At 59.7% G+C, this 13,997-nt stretch carries 13 protein-coding genes and 1 riboswitch; of the genes, 6 read left to right on the forward strand and 7 right to left on the reverse strand.

Translation table 11 applies throughout. The features are described 5' to 3' along the window. Window positions 1-55: 55 nt before the first annotated feature. The 3 genes from KVH01_RS07085 to ahcY all read right to left on the reverse strand — a co-directional run bounded on the left by KVH01_RS07085 (window position 56) and on the right by ahcY (window position 3,652). Window positions 56-1,138, reverse strand: a complete 1,083-nt coding sequence (locus KVH01_RS07085; RefSeq protein WP_217880882.1) for a hypothetical protein — start codon at window positions 1,136-1,138, stop codon at window positions 56-58. A 79-nt stretch (window positions 1,139-1,217) separates the two neighbouring features. Further along, entirely contained in the window at window positions 1,218-2,063 is an 846-nt protein-coding gene (gene metF, locus KVH01_RS07090) for a methylenetetrahydrofolate reductase [NAD(P)H] (protein WP_217880883.1), read from the reverse strand. Window positions 2,064-2,242: 179 nt separating this feature from the next. Beyond that, window positions 2,243-3,652 (reverse strand): adenosylhomocysteinase, encoded by a 1,410-nt coding sequence (gene ahcY / locus KVH01_RS07095; protein WP_217880884.1) that lies wholly within the window; start codon window positions 3,650-3,652, stop codon window positions 2,243-2,245. A gap of 21 nt (window positions 3,653-3,673) precedes the next feature. Further along, window positions 3,674-3,780: riboswitch (S-adenosyl-L-homocysteine riboswitch) on the reverse strand. A gap of 198 nt (window positions 3,781-3,978) precedes the next feature. On the opposite strand from ahcY, the gene KVH01_RS07100 reads away from it, so the two are divergent. The 3 genes from KVH01_RS07100 (at window position 3,979) to KVH01_RS07110 (ending at window position 7,362) form a co-directional block, all read left to right on the forward strand. Beyond that, on the forward strand, window positions 3,979-4,383 hold the full coding sequence (locus KVH01_RS07100; RefSeq protein WP_043046224.1) for an acyl-CoA thioesterase: 405 nt from the start codon (window positions 3,979-3,981) through the stop codon (window positions 4,381-4,383). Window positions 4,384-4,483: 100 nt separating this feature from the next. Beyond that, window positions 4,484-6,403 carry a patatin-like phospholipase family protein gene (locus tag KVH01_RS07105; protein WP_217880885.1) on the forward strand — a complete coding sequence of 640 codons (1,920 nt, stop codon included), beginning with the start codon at window positions 4,484-4,486 and terminating at the stop codon, window positions 6,401-6,403. 71 nt (window positions 6,404-6,474) lie between these two features. Next, window positions 6,475-7,362 (forward strand): formate/nitrite transporter family protein, encoded by an 888-nt coding sequence (locus tag KVH01_RS07110; protein WP_217880886.1) that lies wholly within the window; start codon window positions 6,475-6,477, stop codon window positions 7,360-7,362. Here KVH01_RS07110 and KVH01_RS07115 read toward each other — a convergent pair. Continuing rightward, window positions 7,356-8,615, reverse strand: coding sequence for a cation:proton antiporter (locus KVH01_RS07115; RefSeq protein WP_043046221.1), 1,260 nt, complete (start codon window positions 8,613-8,615; stop codon window positions 7,356-7,358). The genes KVH01_RS07110 and KVH01_RS07115 overlap by 7 nt on opposite strands. A gap of 103 nt (window positions 8,616-8,718) precedes the next feature. Here KVH01_RS07115 and KVH01_RS07120 point away from each other — a divergent pair, with 103 nt between their 5' ends. Next, window positions 8,719-9,552 carry an EamA family transporter gene (locus KVH01_RS07120; RefSeq protein WP_217880887.1) on the forward strand — a complete coding sequence of 278 codons (834 nt, stop codon included), beginning with the start codon at window positions 8,719-8,721 and terminating at the stop codon, window positions 9,550-9,552. Between the two features lie 31 nt (window positions 9,553-9,583). Further along, window positions 9,584-9,970 carry an MAPEG family protein gene (locus KVH01_RS07125; RefSeq protein ID WP_043046220.1) on the forward strand — a complete coding sequence of 129 codons (387 nt, stop codon included), beginning with the start codon at window positions 9,584-9,586 and terminating at the stop codon, window positions 9,968-9,970. Between the two features lie 125 nt (window positions 9,971-10,095). Here the strand turns inward: KVH01_RS07125 and mltA are convergent, their stop codons facing one another. Further along, window positions 10,096-11,289 carry a murein transglycosylase A gene (mltA, locus tag KVH01_RS07130; RefSeq protein ID WP_217880888.1) on the reverse strand — a complete coding sequence of 398 codons (1,194 nt, stop codon included), beginning with the start codon at window positions 11,287-11,289 and terminating at the stop codon, window positions 10,096-10,098. Between the two features lie 132 nt (window positions 11,290-11,421). Between mltA and KVH01_RS07135 the strand changes: the two genes are divergently transcribed. After that, window positions 11,422-11,868: a c-type cytochrome gene (locus KVH01_RS07135; protein ID WP_124402173.1), complete on the forward strand. Its 447-nt coding sequence runs from the start codon at window positions 11,422-11,424 to the stop codon at window positions 11,866-11,868. Window positions 11,869-11,874: 6 nt separating this feature from the next. Here the strand turns inward: KVH01_RS07135 and KVH01_RS07140 are convergent, their stop codons facing one another. Then, on the reverse strand, window positions 11,875-12,270 hold the full coding sequence (locus KVH01_RS07140; RefSeq protein WP_217880889.1) for a DUF1090 domain-containing protein: 396 nt from the start codon (window positions 12,268-12,270) through the stop codon (window positions 11,875-11,877). A 36-nt stretch (window positions 12,271-12,306) separates the two neighbouring features. Then, window positions 12,307-13,971, reverse strand: coding sequence for an NAD-dependent DNA ligase LigB (ligB, locus tag KVH01_RS07145; RefSeq protein WP_217880890.1), 1,665 nt, complete (start codon window positions 13,969-13,971; stop codon window positions 12,307-12,309). Window positions 13,972-13,997 lie beyond the last annotated feature (26 nt).

The raw sequence follows: 13,997 nt of genomic DNA on the forward strand, positions 1-13,997 counted from the left end.
GTTACGACGCTCCTGGGTGAAAGAGAAGCTCTGGCACGCGCATTGGCGGACGGACTTATTTCGCCGGAACGTCGAGCAGGTGTTCGTGGATCGCGGCGCGGCGCTCACCCAGGATCAGGCGCACCAAGGGGTTGGCGAACCAGTGCTCCAACTGGTGGGCATCGATCGGGCGCTTCTGGCGTTCCTCCTGGTTTTGTCGGGCCTTATCCCACCAAACCGGACCGCAGGCCTGGTCGAACTCGTTTTCGTGTTCGTAGCAACCGTAAAGAATTTCGCGGATGAACTGCTGCTGGTGCTTGGGCAGCAACAGGGTGATGAGCTTATACATCAAGCGCTGCAAGCGTGGTGGACGCGGCAGATGCGAGGATACCTGGCGCGTGTCGGCCAGGGCTTGGGCACTGGTAGGGGCGCTGGCGTGCTTGGCGATCCACGCCTTGACCTTGGCCCGGAACAACTGCTTACGGCTCCAGTAATGATGGATCAGGTCCGGGCACTCGCGCACGTTGACGGTGCGATAGGCGGCGATGGACAGGCAGAACTCTTCCAGGGTGTACGCGCCCTGAGCATGGGGGAACAGCTCATCCATCAACTCAATGGAGCGATCGAGGATGTGCGCATCCTGCTGGGTCAGGCCCATGACGCCGGAATTGAGGGTCATCATGTCATCGTCGGCCACGCCCATATCCAGCAGGCGCTGGCGCAGAGCCGTGTAGAGGATGCTTTCGTGATTATCGCCGTACTTGGTGTAGAAGGCATTGCACAGCAGGGTGCCGGGCTGGACACGCTCGAACAGTGCCATGGGCGAGTGGTGGAAGAAGGTGTCGGTGTCGATCAGCAGAGCCACCGGGGACTCTTGCAACACTTGGCGCAGCACCACGTGTTTGGTGCGGAAGTGATAGCCGTGGGGCTCGCTCCAGCGTTTGCGGGTGGCCTCGTCAAGAGGGCGCACGCGCACCGGCAGCAGGCGATAAGGTTCGGGATTGTCGCTGAATACCTGGATGTCTACGTTTGCGTCCGGAGTTTCCTGCAGGAACGCAAGTGCGCTGGCAATGCTGAATACCGCCTCCTGATGGTAGGTCTCGGCACCGAAGACCAGGTAGACCAGTTGCGGACGGGAAGGCGAGGACACTGTATTCATGGACTACGGGGTTCCGTGGGTAACGTAAAACGACAAAGGCCCTCGTCTCGACGAGGGCCTTGGCACAACCGTACAAGCTTTAGCGTGGCAGCTTGAGGTTGTTCCAAATGGCAAGGCTGGGTTCAGCCTGATTCAGGGTATAGAAGTGCAACCCTGGCGCGCCACCCTGCAACAATTGCTCACACATCTCGGTAATGACCTGCTCGCCGAACGCCTGGATGCTTTTGACATCGTCGCCATAGGCTTCCAGTTGTTTGCGCACCCAGCGTGGGATCTCGGCGCCGCAGGCGTCGGAAAAGCGCGCCAGCTTGCTGTAGTTGGTGATTGGCATGATGCCCGGCACGATCGGGATGTCTACACCCATCGCCCGTACACGCTCAACGAAGTAGAAGTAGCTGTCGGCGTTAAAGAAATACTGAGTGATTGCGCTATTGGCGCCGGCATTGGCCTTGCGCACGAAATTTTGCAAATCGTCTTCGAAATTGCGCGCCTGGGGGTGCATTTCCGGATAAGCGGCCACTTCGATATGGAAGTGATCGCCGCTTTCTTCACGGATAAAACTCACCAGCTCGTTGGCGTAGCGCAGCTCGCCGCTGGCCATGCCCATGCCGGAGGGCAGATCGCCACGCAGGGCAACAATACGCTGGATGCCGGCTTGCTGGTAATGGGTCAGCAGGCCGCGCAGATCGTGCTTGCTGTCGCCCACGCACGACAAGTGCGGAGCGGCGGGAACTTTGACTTGGCTTTCCAGCTGCAGCACGGTGTTGATCGTGCGGTCGCGGGTCGAACCACCGGCACCGTAGGTGCAAGAGAAGAAGTCGGGGTGGTAGCTGGCCAACTGCTTGGCAGTCGCCATCAGTTTTTCATGCCCAGCATCGGTCTTGGTCGGGAAGAACTCGAAGCTGTAGCGACGGTCTTGGGACATGGTCATACCCTTTGAAACCCAGAATTGCGGAGTGTGTACACCGTCGATGTGGGAGGGGGCTTGCTCCCGATGGCGGAGTGTCAGTTAATAAATATATTGACTGGCCCACCGCCATCGGGAGCAAGCCCCCTCCCACATTAAAGCCCGCTCCCCCAAAGGGAGAGTGGGCAACAGGTGTATCAGTAGCGGTAAGCGTGCGGCTTGAACGGACCTTCAACCGTCACGCCGATGTAGTCGGCCTGGGTCTTGGTCAGTTGAGTCACCACGCCGCCGAAGCCGCGGACCATTTCCAGGGCCACTTCTTCGTCGAGTTTCTTCGGCAGTACTTCCACGGTCAGGCGCTCGGCTTTCTGGGCTGGCGACAGGTCGGCGTACTTCTGTTGGAACAGGAAGATCTGCGCCAGTACCTGGTTGGCAAACGAGCCGTCCATGATGCGGCTTGGGTGGCCGGTGGCGTTGCCCAGGTTAACCAGGCGACCTTCGGCCAGCAGGATCAGGTAGTCATCGTTTTGCGGGTCGAACTGACCGGAACCGGTACGGTGAACCTTGTGAACCTGCGGCTTCACTTCTTCCCATGCCCAGTTCTTGCGCATGAAGGCGGTGTCGATCTCGTTGTCGAAGTGACCGATGTTGCACACCACGGCGCGCTTTTTCAGGGCCTTGAGCATGTTCGCATCGCACACGTTCACGTTACCGGTGGTGGTGACGATCAGATCGATCTTGCCCAGCAGGGCTTTGTCGATGCTTGCTTCGGTGCCGTCGTTGATGCCGTCGATGAACGGAGAAACCACCTCGAAACCGTCCATGCAGGCTTGCATGGCGCAGATCGGGTCGACTTCGGAAACCTTGACGATCATGCCTTCCTGGCGCAGGGACTGGGAGGAACCCTTGCCCACGTCACCGTAGCCGATCACCAGGGCTTGCTTGCCCGACAACAGGTGGTCGGTGCCGCGCTTGATCGCGTCGTTCAGGCTGTGACGGCAGCCGTACTTGTTGTCGTTCTTGCTCTTGGTCACCGAGTCGTTGACGTTGATGGCCGGGATTTTCAACTCGCCCTTGGCCAGCATGTCCAGCAGGCGGTGCACGCCGGTGGTGGTTTCTTCGGTCACGCCGTGGACGCGGTCGAGGATCTGCGGGTACTTCTTGTGCAGCAGCTCGGTCAGGTCACCGCCGTCGTCGAGGATCATGTTGGCATCCCATGGCGCGCCATCCTTGAGAATGGTTTGCTCCAGGCACCACTCGTATTCTTCTTCGGTCTCGCCCTTCCAGGCAAATACCGGGATACCGGCGGCAGCGATGGCGGCAGCGGCCTGGTCCTGGGTCGAGAAGATGTTGCAGGACGACCAACGCACTTCGGCACCCAGTGCAACCAGAGTCTCGATCAGCACGGCGGTCTGGATGGTCATGTGGATGCAGCCGAGGATCTTCGCGCCCTTGAGCGGTTGCTCGGCGGCGTACTTGCGACGCAGGCCCATCAGGGCAGGCATTTCGGATTCGGCGATAAAGGTTTCGCGACGGCCCCAGGCAGCGAGGGACATGTCGGCGACTTTGTAGTCGGTGAAATCTGCAGGCGTGATGACAGCGCTCATGAAGAGCCTCCATTCGTAGTGTGCGAATGGGCGCCGTTGTGCGTTTAGTATCAGGCCAGGGCAACCAGGCCGGACAACGCCCCATCCGAGCCTGACAGGTTGAACCTGCTGCAGCGCCCCTCGGACAGGTGGCGGGAGAACGGTATCAACTGAAGATGACCGTTTTGAAGCGGGAGCGATTATAGCCGTGTACGGCGCACTTCCCAAGCCTTTCTGTCGGCCGCATGAAGATCGCTCATGGGTGTGATAGGCAATGGTTCATAGAGCTTGGGACCGCGCTCTGCCATGATGTTGCCCATCATTTGGCAAGACGCTTTGGAGTGACCATGAACTTCCACACCCGCAAATGGGTAAAACCCGAAGACCTCAACCCCAACGGCACCCTGTTCGGCGGCAGTCTGTTGCGCTGGATCGACGAAGAAGCGGCCATCTACGCGATTGTCCAGCTCGGCAACCAGCGCGTGGTGACCAAGTACATCTCCGAAATCAACTTTGTCAGCGCCTCGCGTCAGGGCGACATCATCGAACTGGGCATCACCGCTACCGAGTTTGGCCGCACCTCGATCACCCTGACCTGCGAAGTGCGTAACAAGATCACCCGCAAAAGCATCCTGACCGTGGAAAAAATGGTCTTCGTCAATCTCGGCGAAGACGGTTTGCCAGCGCCTCACGGCCGTACCGAAATCAAGTACGTGAAGGACCAGTTCAAGGATGACGGTCTCTCTGAGTAACAACTGCACGGCATGATTTGCGTTACCGGATTCTTCCGCATGGATCTTTCCGAGACTCTCTCATCACTCAGGCCTACACCCTGTAGAGAGAGCCTCGTGTATGAATGTCTCCAATTCCGTTGTACAGAATCAGCCACTATTACCTCAAAACCTCGATCAAGAGGTGAAGACGCCGTTGGTCAAAGGCGCGGGCGCAAGCAAGGTCAGCGTTTTTCGCCACGGCGACGGGCGTGTGGAGGTCGCACTGTCTCCGCCGCCCCCGGCACACCTGGTGCTCAGTGGTGGTGGTGCCAAGGGCATCGCCTTCCCGGGGATGGTGCAGGCCCTTGAAGAGGCCGACAAACTGAAAGACATCAAGGTGGTTTCCGGCTCATCTGCCGGTGCGATCTCTGCAGCGATGCTCGCCAGTGGCATGGACGCCAAGGCATTCACCGAGTTGTCGAACAACCTCGATCTGCCCAGCTTGCTCAACAGCAAAAACCCGGTCCTGGCCTGGCTGCAGGGTGTCAGTTCCCAGCTTGGCAAGCTCGCCGGCAAGCTGCCTGGCCCGGCGGGTAATATTTCTCAACTGTTGCTGACCATGTTGCCGCGCCTGCAAAGCGAGGCACAGCCACTGGAGGAATTGATCCGCGACCAGTCGCGTCAATCGATACTCGCCCATATCGCGGACATACCCGAGGCCAAACGACCGACTGAAGTCACGGAAATCGCCAACCGGCTCAGCGCGGGAGCAGGGCCTACCTTTCGCGATCTGGAGGTGTTGAGTCGCCATATCCCGGCGATCAAGCAGCTCAACATCACGGGCACTGGCATGTTCGATGGCCGCCCGCAATTGGTGGTGTTCAATGCCAGCTTGACGCCGGATATGGATATTGCTCGTGCGGCCCATATTTCCAGTGCGCTGCCGGGCCTGTTCAGTAGTCCATCCGAGCAAGGCCATGGGTTCCAGGCCGAAGCTGAAATCACGGCTTTTCAGGATGGTGGACTGTTGCTCAATACGCCGGCTTCCGGGGTTATCGAACGTTCTTTCCCGGAGAGTCCCCTGAGCAAGGACGAAACGCTGATCGTAAAATTCGAGTCTGAAAAAACCGCTGACTCGTCCAACAGCGGCAGCTTTTTCAGTTTTCTGGGCGACACCTTCACGGGGGCATCGCATACTGCTGCAGAAGCCTACCAGGACGACAGGCTCAAAGCGTTCGAGGATCAATCGATAACCTTGCCGCTGAATTCGGAAAAAGGTGATTTTCGCGGCCTGCTTAATGGCACTGTCAACTTCACCATGACCCCTGAGCAGAAGCAGCACCTGCAGGCCAAGGCTCACCAGGCAGTGTCAGGGCACCTGGAAAAGCGCGAGCTGGTGCGTGAGCGTCATGAGTTCGCCTCTCTGGACGATGCTGTGATGGCGATGGATGATCAAATGCTCGCCGGCGTGCAGGATGAGCTGCAGAAGGATCCGGCTGGCGCAGACGCGTTGCGGTTTCGCCAGCAGGCACAACAGGCGCTGCAAGCGTTGGACGCCGCGATCAGCGAAGCCAATCAGTCCAGCACATCGCTGGTGATTACACCGATGCTCGCCTCGGCGCTACGCAATCTGGATGCCCTGGCTGGCAGGCCCGAGCATATCGAGTGGCTGGGCAAACGCTTGAATGCGCCGGGCCATCGTAATTTCCAGCAGTTGTTGCAGGTGGGTGCCAAACTGGCGTCGAGCAATCCTTCGAGCCTGTCGAAGGTGTTGAGCAGCGCCGTTACTGAAATGCAAAGACGGGATGTCGGGGTGAAGGGCGAGAATTTTACCAGGGAGGTCATTTACCCGTCGTTGTACCTTCCCGGCCAGCCGCCCGCCAACGTTGAGTTGTTGCAGCGCGCGGCGCGAGATCTGCGCGACGCAACCACACCGGCTGACTTCAACAGCGTGCTCAACGGCATCATCAAATACTATCAACCCCACGATAAGCCCTGGAACATTCTGGTCAGTTCCCCTGCGGTAGACCAGGCAAAGGCCTGGCTTATTCCGGTTTAGCTGCCGAGCCATTGAACAGCCATCGTTGCGGCAGGTCGTAGTTTCAGGCACCTCTCGGACTCTGGAACATCATGGCCACTCAAGCAGACGGCAAGACCCCCAACCTGTCGCAGGAAGAGCAACAGGACGTCGACAAGAACCAGCCGCCGCGAGCGGCGGTTCTGCACGAAATCATCCGCACCCAGGGCGACCAGGAACTGGAACGCAGTGTCGCCGCCTTGTGGTGGTCGGCACTGGCGGCCGGGCTCACCATGGGGCTGTCATTGATGGCCATGGGGTTGCTCAATTCGCGGCTGCCGGACAGTGAGGGCTTCAAGGTGATAGCCAGCTTCGGCTATTGCGCGGGGTTTCTCGCAGTGATACTGGCGCGTCAGCAACTGTTTACCGAAAACACCCTGACTGCGGTGCTGCCGGTGATGAGCAAGCCTACCCTGGGCAATGCCGGTCGTCTGTTGCGCCTATGGTCAGTGGTGCTGGTGGGCAACCTGTGCGGCACCTTGTTGGTGGCCTACGTAATGTTGCACCTGCCGATCTTTGACACCAAGACTGACCTGGCCTTCCTCGATATCGGGCGCAAGATCATGGAAAACGATCCTGGACAGATGTTTGCCAAGGGCATTGTGTCCGGCTGGATGATCGCCACCATGGTCTGGATGATCCCTTCGATGGAAAGCGCGAAGATGTGGATTATCATCCTGATCACTTACCTGATGGCGCTGGGGGATTTCACCCATATCGTCGTCGGCTCGGCGGAGGTGTCCTACCTGGTATTTGCCGGCGAACTGCCGTGGAAGGACTTCTGGCTGATCTTTGCCGGGCCGACGCTGGCGGGCAACATCATCGGTGGCAGCTTCATCTTCGCACTGATCAGTCACGCGCAGATCCGCAGTGAAAGCAGCCTGCCGGGCAAAGCGGCTGCGGATCCAAGGCATCCGCAGCAGATCAACAAGGATCAGTGAGGTTCAGGCGCGGCCTGGGGCTCGTCCCGGGTCACGTGCTTGACCAGCTTGCCGATGCTCAAGCCCTGCAACAGGATCGATGACAGCACCACGATGTAGGTGATACTCAGCAGCAAGTCACGTTCCGGGCCGAGCGGCAAGGCCAGGGCCAGTGCCACCGAGACGCCGCCACGCAAGCCTCCCCAAGTCAGGATGCGGATGGTGCCGCGTGGCACTGTGCGCCAGCGTCGCAACAGCAGGATGGCAGGGGCCACCGTCAACAGGCGTGACAGCAGGATCGCCAGCGCCAACAGGCTGGCTGCGAACACGTGCAACCAGTTGAATGGCAATAGCAGCAACTCCATGCCAATCAGCGCAAACAACAGGGCGTTGAGCATGTCGTCAAGCAGTTCCCAGAAGCCATCGAGGTAACGACGGGTCATGTCGTTCATCGCCAGCTTGCGCCCCAGGTTACCGATGATCAGTCCTGCGACCACCATCGCTATCGGCGCCGAGACGTGCAGTTCCGAAGCCATGGCCGAGCCGCCGATCACCAGGGCGAGGGTCAGCATGACTTCGATCTGGTGCTGTTCGATGCTCTTGATCATCAGGTACACGAGGTAGCCGATCAGCCCGCCAAAGACCACGCCACCAATGGCTTCGTGGGCAAATAGCATAGCGGTGGCGCTCACGGTGGGCGTCTCGCCCAACTGCGCGATGCCCAGCAGCACGGTAAACACCACCACGGCGGTGCCGTCGTTGAACAGCGACTCGCCGACGATGGTGGTTTTCAACGGTTTCGATGCATTGGCGGTACGCAGTACGCCAAGCACCGCAATCGGGTCGGTGGGGGAAATCAGTGCGCCGAAGAGCAGGCAGTAAAGGAAGCTTACGTGCCAGCCAAACAGGGCGAAGATGTAGTACGCCAGGCTGCCGATCACGACGGTGGCGATCAGCACACCAAAGGTTGCCAGCAGGCCGATGGGCCAGCGATAGCTGCGCAGGTCGTTCAAGTTGACGTGCAAGGCGCCGGCGAACAGCAGGAACGAGAGCATCCAGTTCATCAGTAGATCGCCGAAATCGATCTGGCCGATCAGTTGCTGGACGCGTTCCTCCAGGCCAGGGAAGCCGAGCACGCTCAGGCCTTGCAGGATCAGCGAGAAGATCAGCGCGGTGACCATCACGCCGATGGTTGGCGGCAGGCCGATGAAACGGAAGTTCACATAGGTGAGCAGGGTGGTAAGGCAAATGAAGGCGGCGACAAGTTCAAGCATCCGGGATCCTTGGAGCGGGGAAATGTAGGCACACGAGGTGCGCCGAAGCAGGGTTTAGTATAAACAGGTGCAGTTACATGAAGAATCAATTGCGGAGGTCCTGGTGGTAGCAACAGCTCTGGTGCTGGTAGCGGCGCTATTGCATGCGACGTGGAACACCTTGATCAAGTTCAGTGGCGAACGCTTGTTGGTCATCGCCTGCATGGACAGCGTGGCGCTGCTGTTCGTGGTGGTTGCGGTAGGGTTTGTGGCCTTGCCGCCGCTGGACATCTGGCCGTGGATCATCGCCTCGGCACTGTTTGAATTGCTCTACCGCTATTTGTTGATCCAGGCCTATCGGGTCGGTGACCTGGGCCTGGTGTATCCGCTGATGCGCGGGTTATCGCCTTTGGTCGTGCTGATGCTGACCCTGGCGTTTGCCGGCGAGGTGCTGAGTACCCAGCAGATCCTGGGCATTTTGCTGATCCCGTTCGGCATGTTGTGCCTGTTGTGGCAGGGTGGGGGCGGTGATCGGTTGCCGTGGTCAATGCTGCCGGTGGTGTTGCTGATTGGTATGTGCATCGGTTGCTACACCTTTCTGGATGGACAGGCATTGCGGCGTTGGTCGCACCCATTCGATTACCTGGTCTGGCTGACGCTGCTCAGCGCCTGGCCGTTTCCGTTACTGGCGTTGGTGCGTAGGCGCGCAGCGTTCAGCCTGTTCTGGCGCACCCAGTGGCGGTTGGGGCTGAGCGTGGGGTTATGTGTATTGTTGAGCTACGCTTTGGTACTTTGGGCCATGCAGTTGGGTTCGATTGCCGAGGCCGCCGCGCTGCGGGAAGTCAGCGTGATTCTGGTGGTGCTGTTCGGCATGCGTTATTTGAAAGAACCTTTCGGCCGGCCACGGCTCATAGCCTGTGGGTTGGTATTGATCGGCATGTTCGTGATGAAATTCTAACCGTCAGATAAATCCAAAAAAGGAATGAGTGATGACAGTGGCTTTCTGGTGTGTGTTGATCGCAATTTTTCTGCCATACCTGTGCACGGGTGTGGCCAAGTTCAGCGGCGGCAAGTTCGGGCCCCGGCAAAACCACGACCCGCGGGCCTTCCTTGATACCCTCGAAGGCTTCGCCAAACGCGCCCACAGTGCCCAGCTCAACAGCTTTGAAGTAACCCCGGCGTTTGCTGCGGCAGTGATCATCGCGCACCTGGCCGGTACAGCAGAACTGGTGACGATCAATGTGCTGGCGGTGCTGTTTATCACCAGCCGTCTGCTGTACATCATTTGCTACCTGGCGGACTGGGCGATCTTACGTTCGCTGGTGTGGTTTGTTGGGATGGTGTTGATTGCGAGTTTCTTCTTCGTCTCGATCTAACGCTTGACGCAGAAACCTTGTGGGAGGGGCCTTGCTCCGGATGGCGGCGTATCAGTCGACATATTCATCGACTGTCGCATCGAATCGGGGGCAAGCTCCCTCCCAAATTTGATCTTCAGCGTTTGTCAGGTACCAGCTGGCGCCTCTGGTAACTGGGGGAGTGGCGCACCCTTTGGCCACAGCATCCAGATCTGTCCCTGTTGCTTCATATTCCCTGCCAGCTCGCCTGCCGCATCGCCCGTGCCCCAGAACAGGTCTGCCCGCACTTCGCCAGTGATTGCGCCGCCGGTGTCCTGGGCTGCGACAGGCCGGATGATCGGTGAACCGTCGGGTTTGGTGGTCGACAGCCACAGCAGGCTACCCAGCGGGATCACCTTGCGATCCACCGCCACGCTATAGCCGGCGGTCAATGGCACGTTCAGCGAACCGCGCGGGCCTTCGTTGCTGTCGGGGCGGGCGCTGAAGAAAACGTAGCTGGGGTTGCTCGCCAGCAGCTCTGGAATGCGCTGCGGGTGTGCCTTGGCCCAGGCACTGATGGCGCCCATGGTCACCTCTTCTTTTTTCAGCTCGCCTTGCTCTACCAGCCAACGGCCAATAGGGCGATAGGGGTAGCCGTTCTGGTCGCCATAACCGACACGCAGTTGGCGCCCCCCCGCCAGTTGAATACGCCCCGAACCCTGGATCTGCAGGAATTGCAGGTCCATCGGGTCAGTCAGCCAGGCAATCGGCTTGGCGGTCGAGCCTTGGCTGTTGAGGGTGCTGGCGTCGTCGTAGGGCTTGAGTACGCGGCCTTCCAGGCGCCCGCGCAGACGCTTGCCCTTGAGTTCCGGGTAGATACTCTCGAGGTTGACGATGATCAGGTCATCCGGCACACCGTATACCGGCACGTGGGCGCTGGCGGTTTTGGTCAGGCTGCCAGGGTAGACCGGCTCGTAATAGCCGGTGATCAAGCCGTGTGGCGTGTTGTCAGCCGAACGCAGGCCGAATACATCCAGATGCTCCTTGAGAAAGCCACGGACCGCCACGGCTTCGCCCGGCACGCTGGCCGCTGCCGCGCAGGTCGTGCCCCACACCGGGTCGGCCTTGAGGCGCTGGCAGGCGCTGCGCCAGGATTCAAACCCGGCCAGCAAGTCGCTGTCGGCGACAACCGGCAAGGCTTCCCAAGGCGCGCTCACATAGGTGGCGACGGCGTGAGGCTTGGCTTCTTCTTTGGCGACTTCTTTGTCGGTGACTTTACCTGCATCACAGCCGGCCAGCAGCGCGATCATTGGCAGAGCCCACGCCAGGCGGCGGCTCCAGGGTTTCAAGCTGACATTCATCTAGGCAATTCCTGAAACGATTGCCCGTGCGTCGCTGCAGGGGGGCAACCCTTATTATTAATAGGGCTATTGGTCTTTGTGGGCGGTGCGAGGATACTGGCCGCCGTTTTCCGTGACCTTGAAGCCATCAAAATGTTAAAAAAACTCACCGTTGTACTGCTGGCCTGCCTGGCCTTGTCCGCCTGTGGTGGTGTCGACCCCAATTCCCCGCTGGGCCAGCGCAAGGCGATCTTCAAACAGATGCTCAAGACCGGCGAAGACCTGGGCGGCATGTTGCGTGGACGTATCCCGTTCGACGGCGCCAAGTTCGCCGATGGCGCAGTCAAGCTGGACGCCTTGTCCCATGAACCGTGGAAGCATTTCCCGAGTGTGCGTGAAGAAGACCACACCAGCGCCAAGGACGATGTCTGGCAAAAACAGGCGCAATTCCAGCAACTGGCCCGCGACCTTGAGGCAGCCACCGGTGAATTGGTGATCGCCAGCCAAGTGCAGCCCTACAAGGCCAGCAATCTCCAGCCTGCGGTGCAGAAAGTCGAAGATGCCTGCAGCGCCTGCCATAAACAGTTCCGCGATCATTGATCGTTTTTACTGGTCGAGTTCTTCCACCGCGTCATGCAGTTCTTTGCGCGACTCGGCCAGTTTGTCCTTACGCTTGTTGATCTTGTCCGGGTCGCCTTTTTTCATGGCCTTGTCGAGGTCGGCCTGACGGCGGGAGACTTCGTGCTTGGCGTCGAGCACCTTGTTTTCGCGTTCTTTTTTCAAGCCGGCGTCGGTGCAGTTGGCGGTGACTTCGCTCAGGGCTTTCTCCAGCCCGGCCTGTTGGGCGCTATTGCCGTGGGCTTTGGCTTGTTCGATCTGGGTGCTGATGGCCTGGCGCTTGGCGGCACAGCCGGTGAGCGGTTGCGCTTCTTCGGCGGCCAACAGTGGCGTGGCCGTGAAGCTTGCGAGGGTCAGTAAGGCAAGGGGGGCGAGAAATTTCATATAAAGCTCCAAGGTCGCAATCAGGTGGCTGGGGGGTCAAAACCCATCTATCCCGGCCCCACGTAATGTTTCAGCCAAGGCTCGTACCTGCGGGTCGCGAAAAAAAGCGCTGAGTTGCGCCGCACGTCCCGGGCCGATGCCGTCCGAGGCCAGCCAGGCTTGGGTGTCTTTGGCAACCAACGCCTGCCAGTCGCCTTCCAGGTTGTTGCGCGCCGCCGGTGGTACGCCCAAGGCCTTGAGCCATTGTGAAAAAGGGCGTTGCCGGGCGCTTTGAATATTGTCGAGCACCCGCGCGCGGGTGCGATCACCGAAGCCCTCAATGGTAGCAAGCTGCGCCGCATCCAGGGTTAACCAATCGAGAAAGCCTGCGATTAGACCCGCCTGGATCAATATGTTCCAGGTTTCACGGCCCATATGCGGCAAGGCCAGGCCCTGTTTGCTGCTCAGCCAGGTCAGGCGGGCAAGCAATTGATCTTCGCAGCCGGGGTCCAGTTGCCAGCAGCTCAGGGCGTGAAAGGCTCGGGTATCGGGAACCTGCACATCCACCCTTGTGGCGTTGCGCAGGACCACCTCATCTAACCGGGGAATCACCTGGCCTGCCAGGCTGATGGACACTTGGTCGCCAGGGCGGATATCCAGGGTCTCCCAACGTTTCAATGAACTGGCGCTGACCCGGCTGATCTGCCGATCATCCAGGCGCACGGGTTCCAGCTCGAGGATGGGGGTAATACGCCCGGTACGCCCGACCTGGAACGCTACGTTGCGCACCAGCGCCAGGGCTTTCACCGGCGGATACTTCCAGGCCACCGCCCAATAGGGGGCGCTGGCCTGCCAGCGTTCGGCGGGCGCCCGCGCGGCCTGGTGCAGCACCACGCCATCACTGGCGAAGGGCAGTGGCGCGTTGTACCAGTGCGTGCGCCAATATGCAGCTTTGCTGATGTTCTCGATAGGGTGGCTGTAACGCTGGCTGTCGGTAAAGCCCCAGTGCGTCAAGGTAGCCAGGCGTTCGTTGAAATCGCTCGGACCATCGGGCCAGGCCCAGACGAATAAGCCGATCCTTGCTGCCTCGGCATCGCTCAACTGTCGACGGTTCATCAAACCAGCCACTTTGCTGCGTGCACTGAGCCCACCCTTCATCGATTGCACGTGGTGGTTCAGGCGCCAGTAAAGTTCGCCTTGCAACACCACATCCACTGCGTCTGGCAACTGTTGCACGATGCCCGGGATCCTGCGCCCGGAGGCTGACCAGTCGTGCCCCAGCAGTCCGTCGCCCCGGCTGATGAGCTGGTGCAAGCGGCCCTGTCGATACACCAGCGTCACCCCGACGCCGTCGACCTTGGGCTGGACCCATACATCGTGACGGGTGCTGAGCCAGTCACTGACTGCCGACTCGTCCAGCAGCTTGCCCAGGCCGGTGTGCGCGACCGGATGGCGTAATGTGCCGCGTGAACTGGCCAGCGGATTATCAGCCTTCGGGAGGGGCTGGTGAGCGCATTCGTACCAGTGCGCCAGGCGCTGACGGGCCTGGTCGTAGAGTTCGTCACTGATGGGGGAATGGCCCTGGCGGTGGTAACTGTCGTCCCACTGGCTGACCTGTCTGGTCAAGGTATCGAGTTGCGCGTGAGCGTCATCGGGGCATGCCTCTGCCCACGCCCAGCCGGGTAGAACACTGAGAAAAAAAGCCATGAACCTATGCATCATGAGCATCCTTGCTCGAAGAAGGGTGC

It is taken from the genome of Pseudomonas khavaziana (assembly GCF_019145205.1).
GTDB classification, from domain to species: Bacteria; Pseudomonadota; Gammaproteobacteria; order Pseudomonadales; family Pseudomonadaceae; genus Aquipseudomonas; species Aquipseudomonas khavaziana.

Coding starts and splice junctions, on each gene's coding strand:
- KVH01_RS07085 (WP_217880882.1), bottom strand. CDS start 1,138: ATGAATACAGTGTCCTCGCCTTCCCGTCCGCAACTGGTCTACCTGGTC.
- ahcY (WP_217880884.1), bottom strand. CDS start 3,652: ATGAGCGCTGTCATCACGCCTGCAGATTTCACCGACTACAAAGTCGCC.
- ligB (WP_217880890.1), bottom strand. CDS start 13,971: ATGATGCATAGGTTCATGGCTTTTTTTCTCAGTGTTCTACCCGGCTGG.
- KVH01_RS07135 (WP_124402173.1), top strand. CDS start 11,422: ATGTTAAAAAAACTCACCGTTGTACTGCTGGCCTGCCTGGCCTTGTCC.
- KVH01_RS07140 (WP_217880889.1), bottom strand. CDS start 12,270: ATGAAATTTCTCGCCCCCCTTGCCTTACTGACCCTCGCAAGCTTCACG.
- KVH01_RS07110 (WP_217880886.1), top strand. CDS start 6,475: ATGGCCACTCAAGCAGACGGCAAGACCCCCAACCTGTCGCAGGAAGAG.
- mltA (WP_217880888.1), bottom strand. CDS start 11,289: ATGAATGTCAGCTTGAAACCCTGGAGCCGCCGCCTGGCGTGGGCTCTG.
- KVH01_RS07125 (WP_043046220.1), top strand. CDS start 9,584: ATGACAGTGGCTTTCTGGTGTGTGTTGATCGCAATTTTTCTGCCATAC.
- KVH01_RS07100 (WP_043046224.1), top strand. CDS start 3,979: ATGAACTTCCACACCCGCAAATGGGTAAAACCCGAAGACCTCAACCCC.
- KVH01_RS07105 (WP_217880885.1), top strand. CDS start 4,484: ATGAATGTCTCCAATTCCGTTGTACAGAATCAGCCACTATTACCTCAA.
- metF (WP_217880883.1), bottom strand. CDS start 2,063: ATGTCCCAAGACCGTCGCTACAGCTTCGAGTTCTTCCCGACCAAGACC.
- KVH01_RS07115 (WP_043046221.1), bottom strand. CDS start 8,615: ATGCTTGAACTTGTCGCCGCCTTCATTTGCCTTACCACCCTGCTCACC.